The organism is Desulfoprunum benzoelyticum, assembly GCF_014201505.1.
Taxonomy (GTDB): domain Bacteria; phylum Desulfobacterota; class Desulfobulbia; order Desulfobulbales; family Desulfocapsaceae; genus Desulfoprunum; species Desulfoprunum benzoelyticum.
Window position 1 is genome coordinate 67754 of sequence record NZ_JACHEO010000007.1, and the last position, 20425, is coordinate 88178.

17 protein-coding genes and 1 tRNA gene are annotated in these 20425 nt (G+C 62.0%); 5 read left to right on the plus strand and 13 right to left on the minus strand.

The annotated features are described in order from the left end of the window. The first annotated feature begins 174 nt into the window (after positions 1-174). Positions 175-3378 (plus strand): carbamoyl-phosphate synthase large subunit, encoded by a 3204-nt coding sequence (carB, locus tag HNQ81_RS07850; RefSeq protein ID WP_183350065.1) that lies wholly within the window; start codon positions 175-177, stop codon positions 3376-3378. Positions 3379-3485: 107 nt separating this feature from the next. Beyond that, entirely contained in the window at positions 3486-4889 is a 1404-nt protein-coding gene (locus HNQ81_RS07855; RefSeq protein ID WP_183350067.1) for an amidophosphoribosyltransferase, read from the plus strand. A gap of 425 nt (positions 4890-5314) precedes the next feature. Here the strand turns inward: HNQ81_RS07855 and HNQ81_RS07860 are convergent, their stop codons facing one another. Further along, a complete protein-coding gene (locus HNQ81_RS07860; protein ID WP_240191838.1) occupies positions 5315-6091 on the minus strand; it encodes a CPBP family glutamic-type intramembrane protease in 777 nt (258 codons plus the stop codon). Next, a complete protein-coding gene (locus HNQ81_RS07865) occupies positions 6021-6281 on the minus strand; it encodes a hypothetical protein (RefSeq protein ID WP_183350069.1) in 261 nt (86 codons plus the stop codon). The genes HNQ81_RS07860 and HNQ81_RS07865 overlap by 71 nt, the downstream gene beginning before the upstream one ends. Positions 6282-6873: 592 nt before the next feature. Between HNQ81_RS07865 and HNQ81_RS17545 the strand changes: the two genes are divergently transcribed. After that, complete coding sequence (locus tag HNQ81_RS17545) at positions 6874-7593, plus strand: DUF4114 domain-containing protein (RefSeq protein WP_183350222.1); 720 nt, start codon at positions 6874-6876, stop codon at positions 7591-7593. Between the two features lie 263 nt (positions 7594-7856). On the opposite strand, the gene HNQ81_RS07875 is transcribed toward HNQ81_RS17545, so the two are convergent. The 9 genes from HNQ81_RS07875 to HNQ81_RS07915 form a co-directional block, all read right to left on the minus strand. Further along, complete coding sequence (locus HNQ81_RS07875) at positions 7857-9122, minus strand: inorganic phosphate transporter (RefSeq protein ID WP_183350071.1); 1266 nt, start codon at positions 9120-9122, stop codon at positions 7857-7859. A 15-nt stretch (positions 9123-9137) separates the two neighbouring features. Then, a complete protein-coding gene (locus HNQ81_RS07880) occupies positions 9138-9824 on the minus strand; it encodes a TIGR00153 family protein (RefSeq protein ID WP_183350073.1) in 687 nt (228 codons plus the stop codon). A gap of 188 nt (positions 9825-10012) precedes the next feature. Further along, positions 10013-12112, minus strand: coding sequence for a metallophosphoesterase (locus HNQ81_RS07885; RefSeq protein ID WP_183350075.1), 2100 nt, complete (start codon positions 12110-12112; stop codon positions 10013-10015). 251 nt (positions 12113-12363) lie between these two features. Further along, positions 12364-12449, minus strand: a tRNA-Leu gene (locus HNQ81_RS07890). An 8-nt stretch (positions 12450-12457) separates the two neighbouring features. Next, positions 12458-12883, minus strand: a complete 426-nt coding sequence (gene secG, locus HNQ81_RS07895; RefSeq protein ID WP_183350077.1) for a preprotein translocase subunit SecG — start codon at positions 12881-12883, stop codon at positions 12458-12460. A 19-nt stretch (positions 12884-12902) separates the two neighbouring features. Continuing rightward, positions 12903-13658, minus strand: coding sequence for a triose-phosphate isomerase (gene tpiA, locus HNQ81_RS17550; RefSeq protein ID WP_183350079.1), 756 nt, complete (start codon positions 13656-13658; stop codon positions 12903-12905). A gap of 33 nt (positions 13659-13691) precedes the next feature. Then, positions 13692-14867, minus strand: coding sequence for a phosphoglycerate kinase (locus HNQ81_RS17555; protein WP_183350081.1), 1176 nt, complete (start codon positions 14865-14867; stop codon positions 13692-13694). 31 nt (positions 14868-14898) lie between these two features. Then, a complete protein-coding gene (gene rimI / locus HNQ81_RS07910) occupies positions 14899-15348 on the minus strand; it encodes a ribosomal protein S18-alanine N-acetyltransferase (RefSeq protein WP_183350083.1) in 450 nt (149 codons plus the stop codon). A gap of 3 nt (positions 15349-15351) precedes the next feature. Beyond that, complete coding sequence (locus tag HNQ81_RS07915; protein ID WP_183350085.1) at positions 15352-16569, minus strand: type I glyceraldehyde-3-phosphate dehydrogenase; 1218 nt, start codon at positions 16567-16569, stop codon at positions 15352-15354. Positions 16570-16761: 192 nt separating this feature from the next. On the opposite strand from HNQ81_RS07915, the gene sfsA reads away from it, so the two are divergent. Both sfsA and queC read left to right on the plus strand, forming a co-directional pair. After that, positions 16762-17460 carry a DNA/RNA nuclease SfsA gene (gene sfsA / locus HNQ81_RS07920; protein ID WP_183350088.1) on the plus strand — a complete coding sequence of 233 codons (699 nt, stop codon included), beginning with the start codon at positions 16762-16764 and terminating at the stop codon, positions 17458-17460. Between the two features lie 18 nt (positions 17461-17478). Next, a complete protein-coding gene (queC, locus tag HNQ81_RS07925) occupies positions 17479-18165 on the plus strand; it encodes a 7-cyano-7-deazaguanine synthase QueC (protein ID WP_183350095.1) in 687 nt (228 codons plus the stop codon). Here the strand turns inward: queC and HNQ81_RS07930 are convergent, their stop codons facing one another. Both HNQ81_RS07930 and HNQ81_RS07935 read right to left on the minus strand, forming a co-directional pair. Further along, positions 18166-19443 carry a dihydroorotase gene (locus tag HNQ81_RS07930; RefSeq protein ID WP_275888830.1) on the minus strand — a complete coding sequence of 426 codons (1278 nt, stop codon included), beginning with the start codon at positions 19441-19443 and terminating at the stop codon, positions 18166-18168. It lies immediately after the preceding gene. After that, a complete protein-coding gene (locus HNQ81_RS07935) occupies positions 19440-20399 on the minus strand; it encodes an aspartate carbamoyltransferase catalytic subunit (RefSeq protein WP_337833433.1) in 960 nt (319 codons plus the stop codon). The genes HNQ81_RS07930 and HNQ81_RS07935 overlap by 4 nt, the downstream gene beginning before the upstream one ends. Positions 20400-20425 lie beyond the last annotated feature (26 nt).

Here is a 20425-nt window from a genome sequence, read left to right on the forward strand (position 1 = left end):
TTGACGGCGGCGACCGAAAAGATCATGATCGGCAGCAACTATAGCTTGATTTTCACTGTGGCTTCATTTACCTGGAAAAGGTCCGGCCGGTTCGCCGCCGCACCTGACACCCGGCCGTCAACGATCGCCGGTTCCATGCGACGCCAGATACCCCTTCTGCCATAAGGAGCACCCATGCCCAGACGTGACGACATCCATAAGATTCTGATCATCGGGTCCGGCCCCATCGTTATCGGCCAGGCCTGTGAATTCGACTATTCCGGCACCCAGGCGTGCAAGGCGCTGCGCTCCCTCGGCTACCAGGTCGTGCTGGTCAACTCCAACCCGGCGACGATCATGACCGATCCGACCACCGCCGATGCGACCTATATCGAACCGCTCAACGTCAAGACCCTGGAAAAGATCATCGCCGCCGAACGGCCCGATGCCATCCTTCCCAACCTCGGCGGCCAGTCGGGCCTCAACCTCTCTTCCGAACTGTATCGCGCCGGGATCCTTCAACGCTACGGGGTCAAGGTCATCGGCGTCAACATCGACGCGATCGAGCGCGGCGAGGACCGGATCGCCTTCAAGGAGACCATGGACCGCCTCGGCATCGAGATGCCGCGCAGCACGGCCGTCACGACCCTTCAGGACGCCGAGAAGGTCGCCGCCGAGCTGGGCTATCCGGTCGTCATCCGCCCGGCCTACACCATGGGCGGCACCGGCGGCGGCCTGGTCGCCAATCTCGAGGAACTGCGCACGATCGTCACCCGCGGCCTGGCCGCCAGCCTGATCCACCAGGTGCTGGTCGAAGAGTCGGTGCTGGGCTGGGAAGAGCTGGAACTCGAAGTCGTGCGCGATGCCAACAACACGATGATCACCGTCTGCTTCATCGAGAATGTCGATGCGATGGGCGTCCATACCGGCGACAGCTACTGCACCGCGCCGATGCTGACGATCACCCCGGCCCTGCAGCAGAGGCTGCAGGATTACGCCTACGCCATCGTCGAGGCGATCGAGGTCATCGGCGGCACCAACGTCCAGTTCGCCCATGACCCGAGTAGCGACCGGATCGTGGTGATCGAGATCAACCCCCGCACCTCCCGCTCTTCGGCCCTGGCCTCGAAGGCCACCGGCCTTCCGATCGCCCGGGTGTCGGCACTGCTGGCCGGCGGCCTGACGCTGGATGAAATCCCCTACTGGCGCGACGGCAGCCTCGACCGCTACACCCCCTCGGGCGATTACGTCGTCGTCAAGTTCGCCCGCTGGGCCTTCGAAAAATTCGCCGGCATCGAGGACAGGCTCGGCACGCAGATGCGGGCCGTCGGCGAGGCCATGAGCATCGGCCGCAACTACAAGGAGGCGCTGCAGAAGGCGATCCGCAGCCTCGAGATCAACCGCTACGGCCTCGGCTTCGCCAAGGACTTCAACAAACTGCCGCTCGCCACGCTGCTGGAGCGGCTGGCCTACGCCACCAGCGAGCGCCAGTTCCTGATGTACGAGGCCCTGCGCAAGGGCGCGACGATCGAGCAGCTGCACGGGCTCACCCATATCAAGGCCTGGTTCTTACAGCAGATGCGGGAGCTGGTGGAGCTGGAGGAGGAGATCCTGGCCTGCAAGGGCCGACTCCTGCCCGACGACCTGCTGCGCCGCGCCAAGCAGGACGGGTTCGCCGACCTCTATCTCGCCCGGCTGCTGGGGGTGCCGGAGCGGACGATCCGCGACCAGCGGGTCGCCATCGGCGTCGTCGAGGCCTGGGAACCGGTGCCGGTCAGCGGGGTCGACAACGCCGCCTACTACTACTCGACCTACAACGGCCAGGACCAGGTGCCGGTCAGCAACCGCCGCAAGATCATGGTGCTGGGCGGCGGCCCGAACCGCATCGGCCAGGGCATCGAGTTCGACTACTGCTGCGTCCATGCGGCAATGGCGATCCGCGAGGCCGGGCTCGAGTCGATCATGGTCAACTGCAACCCGGAAACGGTGTCCACCGACTACGACACCTCCGACAAACTCTACTTCGAACCGCTGACCGTCGAGGATGTCCTCAGCATCTACCGCAAGGAGAAACCGGAGGGGGTCATCGTCCAGTTCGGCGGCCAGACCCCGCTCAACCTCGCCCGGGAGCTGGCCGAGGCCGGGGTGACGATCCTCGGGACCTCGCCGGAGACCATCGATCTGGCCGAGGACCGCGACCGCTTCAACGGCATCATGCGCCGCCTCGCCATCCCCCAGCCGGAATCGGGGATGGCCGCCAGCGCCGCCGAAGCGCTGGAGATCGCGGCGACGATCGGCTACCCGCTGATGGTGCGGCCGTCCTACGTCCTCGGCGGCCGCGGCATGGAGATCGTCCATGACGACCAGATGCTGCAGCGCTACCTCAACGTCGCGGTGGAGGAGATCACCCCGGAGCGGCCGGTGCTGATCGACAAGTTTCTCGACAACGCCATCGAGGCCGAGGCCGACGCCATCGCCGACGGCGGCAACGCCTTCGTCCCGGCGGTCATGGAGCACATCGAGCTGGCCGGGATCCACTCCGGCGATTCGGCCTGCGTCATCCCGCCGATCAGCATCCCGACCCGCCACCTCGACACGATCCGCGAATACACCCGCCGCATCGCCATCGAACTGGGAGTCGTGGGGCTGATGAACATCCAGTACGCGATCCACAACGACACGGTCTACGTGCTGGAGGCCAACCCCCGGGCCTCGCGCACGGTGCCGATCGTCTCCAAGGTCTGCGGCCTGTCGATGGCCCGCCTCGCCACCCAGATCATCCTCGGCAGCACCCTGGCCGACCTCCACCTGCAGGAGATCCGGATCCCCTATTACGGGGTCAAGGAGGCGGTCTTCCCGTTCAACATGTTCCCCGAGGTCGACCCGGTGCTCGGCCCGGAGATGCGCTCCACCGGCGAGGTCCTCGGCATGGCCCGCTCCTTCGGCCGCGCCTTCTTCAAGGCCCAGGAGGCGACCCAGTCGATCCTGCCGCAGCACGGCACCGTGCTGTTCACGATCGCCGATCGCGACAAGCAGGCGGCGCTGGAATCGGTGCGCCGCTTCCGCGAACTGGGATTCACCCTGATGGCCACCGCCGGCACCCACCGCTTTCTCGAAGAAAAGGGAATCGCGACCGAGGCCGTGGCGAAGATCGGCACTCCCGGCCCGAATCTGCTCGACGCGATCCAGAACGGCCGGATCCACCTGGTGATCAACACCCCCAGCGGCAAGAAGGGCTCGGCCGACAGCTCCAACATCCGCAAGGCGGCGATCAGGTACAAGATCCCCTACATCACCACGACCGCGGCGGCGATCGCCGCCGCCAAAGGGATCGAGGCGATCCGCGAGGGCGAGACCAGGGTGCGGTCGCTGCAGGACTACCACAGCGAACTGCGCTGAACGTGTGAGGGCCTGGGGCCCGGCGGCCGCCGGCGGCTGTCGGCCCGGCCCCGCTGCCGCCGCGACTGGGCGGATACAGAAGTGAATTTCATCAACTCGAGGTCATCATGGGCGGTCTTTTCGGAGTTGTCTCCGACAGCGATTGCGTCGCCGATCTGTACTACGGCACGGACTATCACTCCCACCTGGGCACCAAGCGCGGCGGCATGGCGGTGCGCAACCAGCACGGCTTCCACCGTGCGATCCACAATATCGAGAACAGCTACTTCCGCTCCAAATTCGAGGCGGAGCTGAGCCGCTTTCACGGCCGGCTGGGGATCGGAGTCATCAGCGACACCGATCCCCAGCCGCTGATCATCGGCTCGCACCTCGGGACCTTCGGCATCGTCACCGTCGGCCGGATCAACAACATGGCCGAGCTGGTGGAGAAGGCCTTTGCCCGCCGGAGCTATTTTTCCGGCACCAGCGACGGCATCACCAACCCGACCGAGGTCATGGCGATGCTGATCTGCCAGGAGGACAGCTTCGAGGCCGGGATCCGCGCCGCCCAGGAGGCGATCCACGGTTCCTGCTCACTGCTGCTGCTGACAAAGGGGGGGATCTACGCCGCCCGCGACCGCCTCGGCCGCACCCCGCTGGTGGCGGGACGGCGGCCGGGGGCGACGGCGATCAGCTCCGAGACCTGCGCCTTTCCCAACCTGGGATTCGAAACGACCTATTTTCTCGGCCCCGGCGAGATCCTGTTCATGACCGCCGACGGCTGGGAGCAGCGCCGCCCTCCCGGCAAGGAGATGCAGATCTGTTCCTTCCTCTGGGTCTACTACGGCTACCCGGCCTCGGAGTACGAGGGCATCAACGTCGAGGACGTGCGCTACCGCTGCGGCGCCGCCCTGGCCCGCCATGACGAGGTGAAGGTCGACCTCGTCGCCGGCATCCCCGATTCCGGGATCGGCCACGCCATCGGCTATGCCAGCGAACGCAAACTCCCGTACAGCCGGCCGTTCGTCAAGTACACCCCGACCTGGCCGCGCAGCTTCATGCCCCAGAACCAGGCAATGCGCGATCTGGTGGCGAAGATGAAGCTGATCCCGGTGCGGCGGCTGATCGCCGGTCAACGCCTGCTGTTCTGCGACGACTCGATCGTCCGCGGCACCCAGCTCAAGGAGAACGTCCAGATCCTGTTCGACTGCGGCGCCTGCGAGGTCCACATGCGCACCGCCTGCCCGACGCTGATCCATCCCTGCGAGTTTCTCAACTTCTCGTCGTCGCGCTCGACCCTCGACCTGGCGGGGCGGAAGGTCATCAAGAGGCTCGAGGGGGTCGAGGACAAGAACCTGGACGAATACGCCCAGGCCGGTTCGGCCCGGAACCTGGCGATGATCGATGCGATCCGCGACCAGCTGCACCTGACCTCGCTCCGTTACCAGACCATGGACGATCTGGTGGCGGCGATCGGCCTGCCCCGGGAACGGCTGTGCACCCACTGCTGGGACGGGAGCAGCCACTACTGAAATCCGGAGATCTCTCCCCGCGGTCGCGATGACAGCGGGGGGAGGTCGAGGCGACATTTGGGGAAGGGCGTGAAGGCAGTGCAGCAAGGGCGAAATCTCGTCATTCCCGATAGGGCGAAGGACGCGATACCGCCCCCGCTGTCATTTCGAAGCGCAGCGAGAAATCTTGTCATTCCCGGTAGGGCCAAGGACGCGATACCGCCCCCGCTGTCATTTCGAAGCGCAGCGAGAAATCTCGTCATTCCCGATAGGGCCAAGGACGCGATACCGCCCCCGCTGTCATTTCGAAGCGCAGCGAGAAATCTTGCTTTTCTCTGCGGTGCATGCCTCTCAGCCCTGCTCGAACTGATTTTTTTGCAGCAGGTTCGGATGAGTGCAGAGACCGGACGACGACGGCCGCCTGACAACCGGGAGTAGCCGGACTGTTACCACAGATGCCAGCCGCCGCTCACCATCACATACCCGGCCAGGCTGACATTGGTCACCGCATGGGCGACGATGCAGGACAGGAGGTCTTTACGGACAATCCAGAGCCAGGACATCAACAGCCCGAAGGCGATCGCCGCCGGCCATTCCTGGAGAACATGGCCGGAGGTGAAAACCGCCGTCGATATGACGATCGCCGGCCATGACCACTCGCCGGGCCGCACCGCATTGACCGAGCGCTCGTCGAGCGCGGTCTGCAGCGCCTGCCTGTCGCCTCCTCTGCGCGCCTGGTCCCACTGCAGGGCGAGACGGAAGATGAATCCCCGCATCAGCAGTTCCTCGAACACCGGCACCAGCAGCCCGGCCGCCGCCAGCCGCAGGACAAAGGAAGCGCTCGACCACGGCGCGGTCTGACCCTGATGAACAAAGGGCGTCAGCAGCCCGATCCACAGCACCGCCCCCACCAGACCGGCGGCCAGGCCGACGACGATCGAAATCGCGGGCGCCCGGGGCCCAACCAGCGCACAGTACCAACCTCGCGCCCAGGCGAGCAGCAGCACCACGACGACGATCCGCAGGATGTAATTGACCTCGGGCGCCAGCAGCTCGCCAAGCAGCGAGGCGATCGCCACGTAGGCGAGATAGGGAGCGGCGTAGGGGAGAAGGAGCTGGCGGTTGACGAGCATCGGATACGACCGCGGGCCGTCAGGCGCCAGGCTGGTCGGGTGGCGCGGCGGCCGCCTCCTCCCGCTCCAGCCGGCGGGTGCGGACGACATCGAGGGCCGCCCACAGCAGCAGGACAACACTGCCGATGCGGTTGAAGAGGAGATATTCCTGGATCTCCGGGTCGGCGGAGAGCCAGCCGTCATACAGGCACCACAGACCCAGCGCCGCCAGGACGACGGGAAAGATGTAGGGGCTGATGACGGGCGGGGCGGGCGGGGACGGTGGATCGAGTTTCGACATGGGCGTGATCCCGGGGAGATGTGGTGTGCAAAGGGCCGGGACTGTCGCTGACCGGCCAAGGTGGATTGCGCTGTACCACACTGTACCAGGAGTTCTCATACTTTTCCCCGCTTTTTTTGTGCTGCCGCAGCTGCGGCACAGCCGCCCCCTCCCCCGCCCGCCTGCCGGATTTTCCGTTTTTCCGTCTTTCCGGACAAAAGGCCGGAAAACACCCCCCCCGACCGGAAAAAGCGGATCAGCTCATAACGGCCGCGGATTGTACACGTTAGCGACGGAGACCCTTGCCTAACCGGTTGGTATTACCGAGAAGCCTCGACAGGGATGGAGAATATTTGTCCGCCGCCCTCCGGTTTTTGCGTCGACCAGGAAGATCGGCCTGCAACACTCCGTCATTGGTATTTTGCCGCCCCGCCTGTCATTGCCGGTGATTCTCAGGCGTTCTGTGGTTTTCTTCATCCGTTTCCCCTCTCGAATGCAATCCATGGCATGATACTTGCTTGTTAACTGTAATGGCACGACGACCAAGGCGGTCTGGGCGGGCAAGATTGTATTCGAAGGGGCATCCTTTAAAACAAGCAGGAGGGAACACACTATGAAGAAGACTATATTGAAAAGTGCGTTGATGGCGTTGGCAGGGATTGGGTTGATGGCGGGGAGTGCGTCGGCGACCTTGGTATTACCAGGAAATGAAACACCTTTACAAACTGTTTTATTTCAAGAGTTGGGGATGACCGTTAATACGAATACAAACCAACTCACCGAGGATGAATATTGGCAAGTATCTGAACCCTTATCGGGGTCATGGGCTACAGTTATTGTAGAAATTGCCGGAAATGCAAATTTAAATACCTTTGGTATATTCGATCAAGATGGTCATACCCAGCAATTTCTAACCGGCACTGACTCAGCATACGACAAAATAAGTTTTACCTGGGACACTGACGGCTTTTTAAGCTATTCATTTTTTAACAATGGCGCGTGGACAGGAATAGGAGCTGGCGGCATCACGATGAACCAGACATTTGGTTTCTACATTGGTACCCCTAATGGAAATTTTTATTCAGATGCGTCCAAAAATCCCTTAGGACAAGACCAGATGGTTTCATTTGCTGGAACGGGTGCTAATGGCTTAGATTTAAATCATTATGTAATTGCATTTGAGGACTTGCCATATATTGGTTCCGATAAAGACTTTAATGATATGGTCTTGATGGTCGAATCCGTCAATCCCGTCCCCGAGCCAGCCACGATGCTGCTGTTCGGCACCGGCCTTGCCGGTCTGGCCGGGATCGCCCGGAGAAGGAAAAAATAAGCCGCACCACTTGCCCTGAAAGCAAAAACCCCTCATCGATCGGTGATCGATGAGGGGTTTTGTTTTTGCGCCGGATGACAATCGCCGCCCCATCCCCCGCTGTCATCTCGACCGCCAGGGAGAGATCTCATGCAGCCGTCATCAATCGCAAAAAAGGGCATCCTCGGCAACACGAGATTTCTCGCTTCGCTTCGAAATGACGGCGGGGAAAAGTCGAAATGACAAGGGCTAGAAGCGACATGAACGACAATCCCCGCCCGATCTCAGCTGAAGATCCCCTTCAAAGTAAAGAAGAACAGCATCGCCAGGCCCGCCCCGACCGGCAGCGTGATGAGCCAGGAGATGACGATGTTGAACACGACCCGCAGGTCGAGGGCGCCGATCCCCCGCGCCAGGCCGACCCCGAGCACCGCCCCGACCAGGACGTGGGTCGTCGAGACCGGCATCCCGGTCCGCGAGGCGATGACGACGGTGATCGCCGCCGCCAGCTCAGCGCAGAAGCCGCGGGAGGGGGTGAGTTCGGTGATCTTCTTGCCGATGGTCTGCATGACCTTGTAGCCGAGGGTGATCAGGCCGAGGACGATGCCGCCGCCGCCCATCAGCAGGATCCACAGGGGCAGGGCCGATTTCTGCATGACCTCGCCGCCCGAACCGACGATGCTGACGACCGCGGCCACCGGGCCGATGCCGTTGGCGACATCGTTGGAGCCGTGGGCGAAGGCCATCGAGCAGGCGGTGAACAGCATCATCGGGGTGAAGACCTTCTCGACGCTGGCGAAATTGAAATCGCGGTTGGCCTGCCGGTCCTCCTTAATATTGCGGATGAACAGCCAGCCGATCGTGGCGGTGAAGGAGCCGAAGGCGCAGGCGAGGAGAAAGCTCTGCATCGTCGTCAGGTTGATATGCAGATGCTCCAACCCCTTGAATATCGTCACCAGGGAGATGATGAAGCCGACCAGGAAGATGTAGCCGGGGGCGTAGCGCTTGGCGTTCTGCAGCGGGTTGTCGGTATTGAAGATCAGGACCCGGGTGCTCATGACCAGCAGGAAGGAGATCGTGCCGCCGACCAGCGGCGAGACGATCCAGCTGGCGACGACGCTGGTGATCTTGCTCCAGTACACCGCCTCGGGGCCGATGCCGACGACGGCGAAACCAACCAGCGCCCCGACGATGGAGTGAGTCGTCGACACCGGCCAGCCCTTGGCGGAGGCGATCATCAGCCACACAGCCGAGGCCAGCAACGCCGCCAGCATGCCGTAGACGAGGATCTCCGGACTGTCGATAATGCCGCTCGGGTCGATGATCTCCTTGCGGATCGTCGTCGTGACATGGCCGCCGGCCAGCACCGCCCCGAGAAATTCGAAGACGATGGCGATGCAGACCGCCTGTTTCATCGTGATGGCCCCGGCCCCGACCGATGTCCCCATGGCGTTGGCGAGATCGTTGGCCCCCACGCCCCAGGTCATGTAGAGTCCGAAAACGATCGCCAGAATGACCAGGACCGTGCCGTGCGCTGCAAGAATCTCCATTGTTCGTCCTCGTGCCTATTTGGAAAGAAAGAGAAGCAGGCGATCGGCAATGTTCTCGGCCTGATCGGAAATGTTGCCGAGCCGGTCGATGAGCTTGTACCAGAACATGGCGGACACCGGGTCGAGCTCCTTCTCCTGGGCGAACAGGGTCCGGTAGGCCCGGTGCATGATCGCGTCGATATTGTGCTCGTTGCGCCGGAGGCCGGTGATCATCGCCGAGACCCTGTCGACCTCGAGGCCGTTGAACCCCACCTCCAGCAGCTCGTCGAGCTGTTCGATGATCGCCTTGGCCTCGGAGCTGATCTCCATCGTCCCCTCGAGCAGCTCATCGAGGACCTCCTTCAGCGCCTCCGGCACCTCCATGTCGCGGTAGCAGAGGATCTGGCCGATCTCCTCGGCGGTGTCGGCGATGTCGTCCTGGACGGCGATCAGGTCGAGGAGATCTTCCCGGTCGACCGGCAGAAACAGTGATTTCGGCATATTCAGCCGGAAGGTCGTCTTGAGCCTGTCGGCATCCGTCTCGAGCTGGTCGATCTGGGCGGCGAAATCGCGAACCTGCTCCTGGTCCTTGCGGTACAGGGCGTCAAACAGCGGTGGGATGAGGCAGATGCAGGAGAAGACCGTCCGCATATGCTCCTGGATGAGCTTGAACGGGGATCGCCGCATGAGACCGGCAAGGGAGGGCTTCTTCAAGAATGACATAAACGGATTCCTCTTTGGAAGATAGAAACTAATTGTCGAACCGGGGCAGTTCGCAGGTCACTATACCAGAGTCATGGCCGGACTTCCGCCAAACTTTGAGGATTCGATGCGAATTGTGTCTGGAAATCATCAGCGGGTCCCCTGCCATTCGAGCGAGGCGGGCAATCCCGTTCTTTTCGAGCAGGGGGTCACCTGGGGTACGGTAGCCGCAGGCGGTTGATGATCTTGGTCAACGGTTCGGCCGGGTAGCTGAGCGGCACGAACTTGTTGTTGATGACGATGAAGATCCCGGGGCCTTCCTTATGGGCGCTGTAGAGAATGTGATGGCCCTTGATCGTCCCGGCCTTTTTCCAGAAGCTGCCGAAAGGATCGAGGGGGGTGTGGCCGACGATGAAACGGGCGCCCTTGCCCAGACCGAGAGCGGTTCGGAAGCGCTTGATGTCACCCTTGGTGTAGCCCGAGGCCAGGGTGTTGGCGAGCTGGAGGCGGGAGGTCGTGAGGTCGTGGGCCAGCTCCGGGTACCGGCGGATGTTGATGATATCTTCGCGGCTGGCGGCGGTACGGGGCGGTCCGGCATGACAGACGATATAGGAGGTTGACAGGGCGACATAGGGAAGGAGATCGTAGAATCTCTCCATGGCCTGGACATAGTCGCTGTCGCGCAGTTCCAGCAGCCGGTTGCGCATCAGCAGCCCCTGGGAGATGCCGCCCTTGCTGAGCTGGGGGTCGAAGCTGTCATGGTTGCCGCGGATATAGAAGACGTTGGCCGGGAACTGCAGCTTGAGGCGGAGGATCAGGTCCATCATCAGGATCGAGCTGTCCATGTTCTCCATCTCCCCGGCGATCTCTGAATGGACGGCATCGCCGAGGATGATGAGCTTGACGGCATTCGATGCGAGACAGTCGAGCAGGCAGTTCTCGCTGAGGATTTTCAGCAGGTTGTCGACCTGGGCGTGCAGGTCGCCGACAATGACCGGCGGGGTGAGGGCGGGCAGCTCGATCAGGCCGCCCGGCCGGCCATCCTGATCCTGGATCCGGTACGGTTCATTCTCCAGCAGGGTGTTGACCGACCGCAGCAGCTCCAGCGCCGTGGACGGCGGCAGAAGGGAAATTGCGCCGCCAAACAACTTCTTGATCTTGACCAGGGTATTATAGCGAACGGCCGGCAATCTCTCGCGCAGGTCGAAATTCTCCCGCCGCACCAGGCGGACCCCGTGGATCTCGTCAAGCGGAGTCAGCACCAGGTCGCCGCGGTGATTGGTCACCGTCAGATGCCGTTTCCCCACATCCTTGGGAAAGTGGAAAATTTCGTCGAGTTCCTTGCTGGCCCGGCCGATGTCGACGGTGTCGCCGACCCGGATGCGGGCAAAACCATTCATCGCCGTGGCATGGCAGTCTTCCGGCAGGTGGATCAACCAGTTTTTCTTGACCGCCTTCTTGCTGACCCCGAGGGTGATCTCCGGCGAAAACCGGAGGCGGTATTCGCCGAGCAGCATATCGAAGGCCTTGCCGTCATGGGCGATCCGGCTGCTCCCCTGAAGCCGCCGGATCTCGTTGCTCAGGGTCAGCCATGCGGCCGGGGTCCGCAGACCGACCAGCCATTTCCAGCCCGCCAGGGTCTTGAGGCTGGGCCGGGTCGGGCGGGCGATGATCGCCCAGGGGGGGACGTTGGTGGCATTGTGCTCGTTGATCCGCATCGGGGGATTGTTGAGTCCCTTGCGGATATAGACATGGATCCCGGCCCGGTGCATGTAGAGGGCGACTTCGCGATAAATGGCGACCTGCTGTTCCACCATTTCCAGGGACAGGTTGTCGTCGACGGGGAAATACCCCTGGCTTTGTCGGGCCTGGCGCTGGCTGAGGACGACCTCGGGATCGGGGATCAGGAATTCGAAGATGTAGCGATCCCGCCAGTTCGTCGCAAACAGGCCGCTGCCGGCGGGCGGAATTTTGATGCGGGACGGCTCGAGCGCCGGCCGCGGCTGACAGTCGAGGTAATCCTTGTCGAACACCGTCAACGCCTCGGCCATCCCGGCAAACGGAAGACCGAGATGGATCTCCCGGGGCCGGTACACCAGCGACTGGTTTTTCCACCAGTTGTTCTGGGTGAGATCGATGTAGCCCTCGTTGGGCCAACCCCCTATCTGATTGATGTAATACGATTTTCCGGCACCGGGCGGACCGGTGATGACCAACTGGAGAAATTCCAGGCCGATGGGCAGGGCAATGCCGCGGATATTCTGGAGTTCCTTGATCGGGCTGAGAATTTTTTTCAGGGGATCATTCACCGGCGGTCATCACAGCAAGAGTTTTTGATCCGGATGCGGGCGGAATAACTGAACGATATCCCGCACTGTTTCTGCCCGAACTGCCGAAGCCGGGGCACCATTGCATCTCCGTAAGGCAGCACGCTGCCGCGCCGTCATCCTGCAGGATATCAACGATAGTCTATCGTACCGCCCCGGACAATAAAAAACCCGCAAACCATTGCTGGCTGCGGGTCTTTTCGAAGATCCCAAGATGTCCTGGTATCAATCACTGGTGCCGAAGGCGAGACTCGAACTCGCACGACCGTGGGTCACTACCCCCTCAAGATAGCGTGTCTACCAATTCCACCACTTCGGCATTCAGTACTACTGTGTTTTCTCCGGTGCGGCCGGGGTGGCAGCAGGCGGTGCATCAGTTTTTGCTTCCGGCGCCTTGGCCGGCTCGATCGGCATCGTGTCGCCGGCCGGTTGCGGCCCGACAGGTTCGGTCTGGACCGGCGCCGGCGGTTGTGTCGTCTGCACCGGTTCCGGCTTCGTCAAACCGCTCATGACCGAGTCGGTTCCGGTGTGCGATGAAATATACGCAAGGGCGACAGAAGTCAACATAAAAATGACAGCCACCGCCGTCGTGATCTTGTTCAGCAGCGGCAACGGCCCCTCGCTGCCGAAAAGAGACTGGCTGGAGCCCCCGAACGTCGCGCCGATATCTGCTCCTTTGCCGTGCTGCAGCAGCACGATACCGATCAGAAACAGGCAGACAACAACATGCAGGACAATCAGCAGAGTTTCCATTCAATCGCTTCGTGAAGATTTATCTGAAGGTGATAATCCGCCCGAACGACTGTGCGTCGAGAGCGGCGCCACCAACAAGGGCCCCATCGATATCGGGCTGGGCCATAATTTCGTCAATATTGGCAGGTTTAACCGAGCCACCATACAGTATTCTCGTCTGCTCGGCAATATCTTTTTCGTAGATGGCTGCCAGCAGACCGCGGATGAAGGCATGAGCCTCCTGGGCCTGCTCCTTGCTGGCGGTCTTGCCGGTGCCGATCGCCCACACCGGCTCGTAGGCGATCACGACTCCGGCCATCGCCTCGCCGCCGACCCCGGCCAGGCCCTTGCGGATCTGGCGTTCAAGGACGGCGAAGGTGTCGCCGCTTTCCCGTTCCGCCAGGGTCTCGCCGATGCACAGGATCACCGTCAGGCCGAAGGCCAGGGCCCCGGTCAACCGGCGGTTGACCATCTCGTCGTTCTCAAGAAAGATCTGCCGCCGTTCGGAGTGGCCGACAATCGCCGCCGAACCCCCCGCCGCCCTGACCATGACCGGCGAAATTTCACCGGTATAGGCGCCCTTTTCCTCCCAGCAGACATTCTGGGCGGCAACGATAATCCCGGTCCTGCCGACGCATTCGGCAACATCGCGCAAAACCGTGTACGGCGGGGACAGCAGCACATCCCGGTCGTCGACGCCGACGCAGGTCCCGGCGATGGCCGTCGCCAGATCCCGGGCTTCGGCCGTGGTCGTGTGCATCTTCCAGTTACCGGCAATCAACGGTCTCCGTTTCATAATTTCCTCCCTCTTGAATGCAAGGTCCAGGTTTCAGGAAAGGGCTTCGATCCCCGGCAGGGATTTTCCTTCCATCAATTCCAGGAAGGCCCCGCCGCCCGTCGACATATAGGTGATATTGCGCTCTTCGCCGGCCTTCTTCACCGCGGCATTGGAATCGCCGCCACCGGTGATCGACAGGGCGTGCGACGAGGCCACCGCCTGGCAGAGGGCCATCGTGCCGCGGGCGAAGGCATCGATCTCAAACGCCCCCATCGGCCCGTTCCAGACGATCGTCTTCGCATCCTGGAGCGCCTCCTTGAACAGGATGGTCGAGGCCGGGCCGATATCGAGGGCCATCCAGGTCGGCGGCACGTCCTGGACGGTGACGTTTTTCACCGTCGCCTCAGCGGAGAAGGCATCGGCGACCACAAAATCGACCGGCAGGAAGATCTTCACCCCCTTCTCGCGCGCCTTGTCGATCAGGCGGGCGGCGGATTCCAGCAGATCTTCCTCGACCTTCGAAGATCCGACGTCGATCCCCTGGCTCTTGAGGAAGGTATTGGCCATCGCCCCGCCGATGATCATCCGGTCGACCTTGGTCAGCATGTTCTCCAGCGCCGCCAGTTTCGACGAGACCTTGGCCCCGCCCACCAGAGCGACCAGCGGCCGGACCGGGGTATCCATCGCCTTGTGGAAGTAATCGATCTCGGCTTGCAGCAGCAGGCCGGCGGCCTTGTCCGCCACCCGTTCGGCCACCCCGACGACCGAAGCATGGGCCCGGTGTGAAACGGCGAAGGCATCGTTGATATAGACATCGGCAAGACCGGCCAGCTGGGCCGAAAAATCGGGGTCGTTGGCCGTCTCGGCCTTGTGAAAACGGAGATTCTCGAGCATGACGACTTCGCCCGGCGCCATCGCCGCCACGATCTCCTGAACGGCATCGCCGACGCAATCGGGAGCAAGACGCACCGGCCGGCCGATCAGCGACTGGAGGTGGGCGGCAACGGGGGCGAGGCTGAATTCGGCCACCGGCTGGCCCTTCGGCCGTCCCATATGCGAGCAGATGACCAGCTTGCCCTGATGGGCGAGGATATGCTCGATCGTGGGCAGCACGGTGCGGATACGGATATCGTCGGTTATCTCCCCCCGTTCGTTCATCGGCACGTTAAAATCGGCGCGGAGCAGCACCCTCCGGCCGTTGAGCTGGAGGTCATGGATCGATTTCATCAAATTCTCCTTTACAGATAAAATGAGATCATCACGCGCCGGCAATCTCCCTTGACATGATCAAGGCATCGTCCTCCGGCGAGGAATAATATCTTCGTCGCCGCCCGACCTCGGCAAAGCCGTCGCGTCGATACAGTTGGAAGGCGGGATCATTGTGCGAACGGACCTCGAGGAAGAGTGTCCGCACCCCTTTGCCGACAAGCCGACCTTTGAGGCAAGCCAGCAGCGCCGAGGCGACGCCGCGCCGCCGGCAGCGGTCGAGCACCGTTATTTTCAGCAGCTCGGCCTCCGTCTCGAGAGAGCGGCTGCAGCACCACCCGACAATGCCGCCGCCGGACTCCTCGACTGCGACCAGCCGGAACCCTTCGGGCTGGTCAAGTTCACGGCGGATATCGACGCTGTTCCAGGCCGAGGGTTCCCCCTGTTCGAGCTGGGCAACACGGTCGATATCCGCCGCCGTCAGATCCCGGATGCGCAACACCCCTCAGATCATCTTCTCCGCCACCTGGACCGTCAAGTCGCCGAGCATGTTGGTGTAACTGCCGAGTTCGTTGTCGTACCAGCCATAGACGACCGCCTGGGTGACCGGCACGGAGAGCAGCGCATCCGCTCCCGGGGCCAGACAGTCCTTTTTGACCTTCTGCAGGTTGACCTGGATCGAGGCGGTACGGGTGTGGGTCTCGGAGCCCTCGATGACGACTGCGGCGGCCGGCAGTCCGACGATGTCGGAGGAGACGTTCTGCTCCTCGGTGAACACCAGATAGGGGCTGTTCTGACCGTACTCACGGTAGATCGAGTTGATATAGCTGCGCTTGATCGGATTGTCGCTGTCATCCTGGAAGTTGAGGACCAGCACGATCAGCGAACCGGTCGAGGTCGGGATGCGCACCGACTCGGCGATGAAGCCGATCCGCTCCATTTCCGGAATGACGAGGGCGAGCGCCTTCGCCGCCCCCGTGGTGGTCAGGATGATATTGTTCAAGATCGAACGGTTCTTGCGCAGATCGGTCGCGCCGGTCTTGGGCAGCCGGTCGAGCACCTGCTGGCTGCCGGTCGCCGCATGGACGGTGACCATCGAGGCGCTGAGGAAATTCTCGGCCCCGATCGTCTCCATCAACGGCTTGATCATGTAGGACAGGCAGGTCGTGGTGCAGGAGGCGGCGGAGATCACCGAATGCCGGGCCGGGTCGTAGGTGTCGTCATTGATGCCCATGACCGTCGTCACCGCATCGGCAGGCATCTGCAACCCCTTCGACTTGATCTTGAACGGGGCGGAGAGGATGACCTTCTCGGCCCCGGCGACGATATGGCCGCGCAGCGCCCCTTTGCCATCGTTGGCGTCGGTGGTCGGATCACTGAAGACCCCGGTGGTGTCGACCACCAGCTTGACGTCGTTGTCGCGCCAGGCGATCTCTCTGGGGTTGCGGGTGCTGCGGAGGATCTTCACCGGAACGCCGTCGATCCGCATCGTCCCCTTATCGTTGTCGAGCTCTTCGATGACACGTCCAGCCTTGTGTCCATGAAGATAGGTACCCAGCCGACCGTACGATGAATCGCGCTCGATCGCCGCCGCCAGATCCTCGAGACTCCTGCCAACTTCCCTGCCGATATTGACAACCACTTCCGAAAAGTAGCGTTTCGATACATGGTGCCACACGGTGAGCTTCCCAATCCGGCCAAGTCCATTGATACCTAATTTCATGGCAATGCATCTCCTTTATGAGTAGAGTGACATGCGTCAATGACGTGAGTTTCCCTTTCCGGTCAGTGCGGACATCCCTCACAGGCCAGCGAAACCGTGGATTATGCAAGGATTTTATCATTTGCGCAGCTGATATGCAATGCAAATATTTTTTACTTTGACCCCGTTGCCTTATCGTTTTTCCCGGCCTGCATGCGTTTTTCCACCCCCCTCATCGCCGCTGTTCTGCTCAAGAGATACCAACGTTTTCTCGTCGATGTGCAACTGGCCGACGGCCGGATGATCACCGCCCATTGCCCGAACACCGGGGCGATGCTGTCATGCTCGACCCCCGGCAGCCCGGTGCGCCTCTCGCACTCTCCCAATCCCCGCCGGAAATATCAATTTTCTCTCGAAATGGTACAGGAAAACGGCGCCTGGGTCGGCGTCAATACCGCGCGGACCAACAAAATTGTCGTCGAAGCCATTGAAGGCGGGATCGTCGGGGAACTGGCCGATCCCGATCGGATCGCCACCGAGGTCGCAACCTCCCCTGGGTGTCGCCTCGATCTCGCCGTCATCCACGGAGCAGCGACGACCTTTGTCGAGATCAAGTGCTGCACCTATGTCGATCAGGAATCTGCGATGTTTCCGGACGCGGTGACCGCCCGCGGCACCAAGCATCTGCTCGAACTGCGGGATCTCGTCCGCCGCGGCAACAGCGGCGCGGTCCTGTTCCTCGTCCAGCGCGCCGATGCCGTCCGGTTCAAGCCGGCTGCCGGCATCGACCCGCTCTACGCCAGGACCCTCGAGAAGGTGCACGGGGAAGGTGTCACCATCCTGGTCTACCAGGCCAAAATCAGTCCGGAAGAGATTGCCGTCACGCGCCCGCTCCCGTTTTCCTTCACCTGAACCAGAGAGCCACGAGCCATGCCCGAAAAACCATCAGCCGTCATCCTCCTCAGCGGAGGGCTCGATTCGACCACCGTCCTGGCAATCGCCACTTCCGAGGGTTATGCCTGCAATTGCCTCAGCTTCGATTACGGTCAGAAGCAGACGGTCGAACTGGCCAAGGCCGCAAAGATCGCCGCCATCTACGGAGTGGAACGGCACCTGATTCTCCGCCTCGACCTCGACAGGATCGGCGGCTCGGCCCTGACCGCCGATATCGCGGTGCCGAAGAACGGAAACCCGGACCGGCAGGGAACGATCCCGATCACCTACGTGCCGGCGCGCAACGCCATCCTCCTCGCCCACGCCGTGGCCTGGGCCGAAGTTCTCGGCGCCTGGGACATCTTCATCGGTGTCAATGCGGTCGATTACTCGGGGTATCCCGACTGTCGCCCGGAATTCCTCGCGGCCTTTGCCCACATGGCCAATCTCGGAACCAGGGCGGGGATCAGCGGTGCGGCGCGATTTAGCATCAAAGCGCCGTTGATGCATCTGAGCAAGGCGGAGATCATCACGAAGGGAATCTCGCTGGGAGTCGATTACAGCCTGACCCACAGCTGTTACGATCCCCAGGGAACGAAGGCCTGCGGCCATTGCGACGCCTGCATCCTGCGGCGCAACGGCTTCGTGGCGGCAGGGGTCGCCGATCCGACGGATTATCTGTGATTACAGATCGTTGAAGGTGACACGCCCGTTCATGATCGTCAGCACCGCCTTGCCGCGGAATTGCCAGCCGTCGAACGGGGTGTTTCTGCCCTTCGACCGGCTTTCCCCGGCGGCAAAGACAAAGGGTCTGTCAGGATCGACAACGGTGATATCGGCAGGATCGCCGGGCGCCAGCCTGCCACCGGGCACCCCGAGGATCCGGGCCGGGGCGCAGGACATCAGGTCGACCATTCTGCCGGCGGTGATGATTCCGTCATGGACCAGGGACAGGGCCAGCGGCAGGGAGGTTTCCAGGCCGACAATGCCGTTGGCGGCATAGTTGAATTCGACATCCTTCTCCAGGACGGAATGGGGGGCGTGGTCGGTGGCGATCGCATCCAGCGTCCCATCGGCCAATGCCGCGCGGATCGCCAGCCGGTCCGCCTCGGAACGGAGCGGCGGATTCATCTTGGCATGGGTATTGTACCCATCGACCGCCGCATCGGTCAGGGCGAAATAATGGGGTGCGGTCTCGGCGGTGATCTTGACCCCTCTCTGTTTGGCGAGGCGGATCAGGGCGAGCGACGCTTCGCAGCTGACGTGGGCGATATGGACCCTGGCCCCGGTCAACTCGGCAAGGGCAATCTCTCTGTACACCATGATGCTTTCGGCAGCCGTCGGGATCCCTCGCAGGCCGAGCCGGGTGGAGACCGCCCCCTCGTTCATGCTGCCGTTGCGACTCAGGGACAGTTCCTCGGAATGCGATATGACCGGCATCCCGTGACTGCTGGCATATTCCATCGCCCGGCGCATAAGCTGACTGTCGGCGACCGGCATCCCGTCATCCGTCAGGGCGACGACCCCGGCTTCCTTCATTTCGCCGTATTCCGCCAGTTCCAGCCCCTGGCTGTCCCGGCTGAGAGCGCCGACGGGATAGACCCGGGCCACACAGTCGGCGGCCTTGTCAAGGATATAGCGGGTCACCGCCGCGTTGTCGTTCACCGGCCGGGTGTTGGGCATGCAGGCCACGGCCGTGAAACCGCCGGCAGCCGCCGCCATCGTCCCGGTTGCGATCGTTTCCTTGTACTCCTGCCCGGGTTCGCGCAGATGGACGTGGATATCGATCAGACCAGGCAGCACCCACCTGCCGGCAAGGTCGTAACGGCATGCGCCCTCAGGCGCCGTTGTCTGGGGAGCGGCAATCCTCCCATCCTCCACCCAGATATCCGCGATCGCATCGGTCTGGTTCATTGGGTCGATTACACGGCCGTTCTGCAGGATGATCAACTCGGACATCATATATCTCCCTGGGCATCGCCGCTTTTCTCTCCACCCATGACCAGATAGAGCAGGGCCATGCGAACCGCCACCCCGTTGTTGACCTGCTGAAGGATGACGGAAGAGGGGCCGTCGGCGACATCCGGACTCAGTTCGACCCCCCGGTTGATCGGGCCGGGATGCATGACCAGCACATCCGGTTTGGCTTTGGCCAGGCGCCGGCGATTGATGCCGTAACAGATGGAATACTCCCGCAGGCTGGGAATCAACGGATCGTTCTGACGCTCTTTCTGTATCCGCAGCGCCATGACGACATCCGCATCTTCGATCGCCTCGTCGACGGACCCGCAGACCCGCGCCCCCAACTGGTCCACCGCCGCCGGAATAAAGGTCGCCGGTCCGGCGACACAGACCGTCGCCCCGAGCTTGGTGAAGCCGAGAATGTCCGAGACCGCGACCCGACTGTGGGCGATGTCGCCGATGATGGCAATTTTCAACCCGGCCAGATCCTGCTTGTGATCGAGAATAGTCATGATGTCGAGCAGACCCTGACTGGGGTGTTCATGGGCCCCATCACCGGCATTGATGATGGAGGCGCCGATATGGCGGGCTAGCAGTTGCGGCGCCCCCGAACAGGAATGCCTGATGATGATGATATCGGGGTTCATCGCCTCGATATTGCGGGCGGTGTCGATCAGGGTCTCCCCTTTGGTGGCGGAGCTTGTCGAGGCGGCGATGTTGAAGGTGTCGGCGCTCATCCGTTTGGCGGCAATTTCAAAGGATGTGCGGGTCCTGGTCGACGGTTCGAAAAACAGATTGACGATCGTCTTACCCCGCAGGGTCGGCACTTTTTTGATCGATCGAGCCGATATCTCGCGGAAAGAACGGGCGGCGGCGATGACATGATGGATATCCCGGACGGAAAGCTGCTCCATGCCGAAAATGTGCCTGTGTCTGAAACTGTATTCAGCTCTCACGGCTCTTGTTATCTCTCACTCGCAGA

Bases quoted from the DNA above. Each gene is read 5' to 3' on its own strand.
- queC (WP_183350095.1), top strand. From the start codon at position 17,479: ATGCCCGAAAAACCATCAGCCGTCATCCTCCTCAGCGGAGGGCTCGAT.
- HNQ81_RS07930 (WP_275888830.1), bottom strand. From the start codon at position 19,443: ATGATGTCCGAGTTGATCATCCTGCAGAACGGCCGTGTAATCGACCCA.
- sfsA (WP_183350088.1), top strand. From the start codon at position 16,762: ATGCGTTTTTCCACCCCCCTCATCGCCGCTGTTCTGCTCAAGAGATAC.
- carB (WP_183350065.1), top strand. From the start codon at position 175: ATGCCCAGACGTGACGACATCCATAAGATTCTGATCATCGGGTCCGGC.
- secG (WP_183350077.1), bottom strand. From the start codon at position 12,883: ATGGAAACTCTGCTGATTGTCCTGCATGTTGTTGTCTGCCTGTTTCTG.
- HNQ81_RS07915 (WP_183350085.1), bottom strand. From the start codon at position 16,569: ATGAAATTAGGTATCAATGGACTTGGCCGGATTGGGAAGCTCACCGTG.
- HNQ81_RS07865 (WP_183350069.1), bottom strand. From the start codon at position 6,281: ATGTCGAAACTCGATCCACCGTCCCCGCCCGCCCCGCCCGTCATCAGC.
- HNQ81_RS07855 (WP_183350067.1), top strand. From the start codon at position 3,486: ATGGGCGGTCTTTTCGGAGTTGTCTCCGACAGCGATTGCGTCGCCGAT.
- HNQ81_RS17545 (WP_183350222.1), top strand. From the start codon at position 6,874: ATGAAGAAGACTATATTGAAAAGTGCGTTGATGGCGTTGGCAGGGATT.
- HNQ81_RS07875 (WP_183350071.1), bottom strand. From the start codon at position 9,122: ATGGAGATTCTTGCAGCGCACGGCACGGTCCTGGTCATTCTGGCGATC.
- tpiA (WP_183350079.1), bottom strand. From the start codon at position 13,658: ATGAAACGGAGACCGTTGATTGCCGGTAACTGGAAGATGCACACGACC.
- HNQ81_RS17555 (WP_183350081.1), bottom strand. From the start codon at position 14,867: ATGAAATCGATCCATGACCTCCAGCTCAACGGCCGGAGGGTGCTGCTC.
- HNQ81_RS07860 (WP_240191838.1), bottom strand. From the start codon at position 6,091: ATGTCGTCCGCACCCGCCGGCTGGAGCGGGAGGAGGCGGCCGCCGCGC.
- HNQ81_RS07880 (WP_183350073.1), bottom strand. From the start codon at position 9,824: ATGTCATTCTTGAAGAAGCCCTCCCTTGCCGGTCTCATGCGGCGATCC.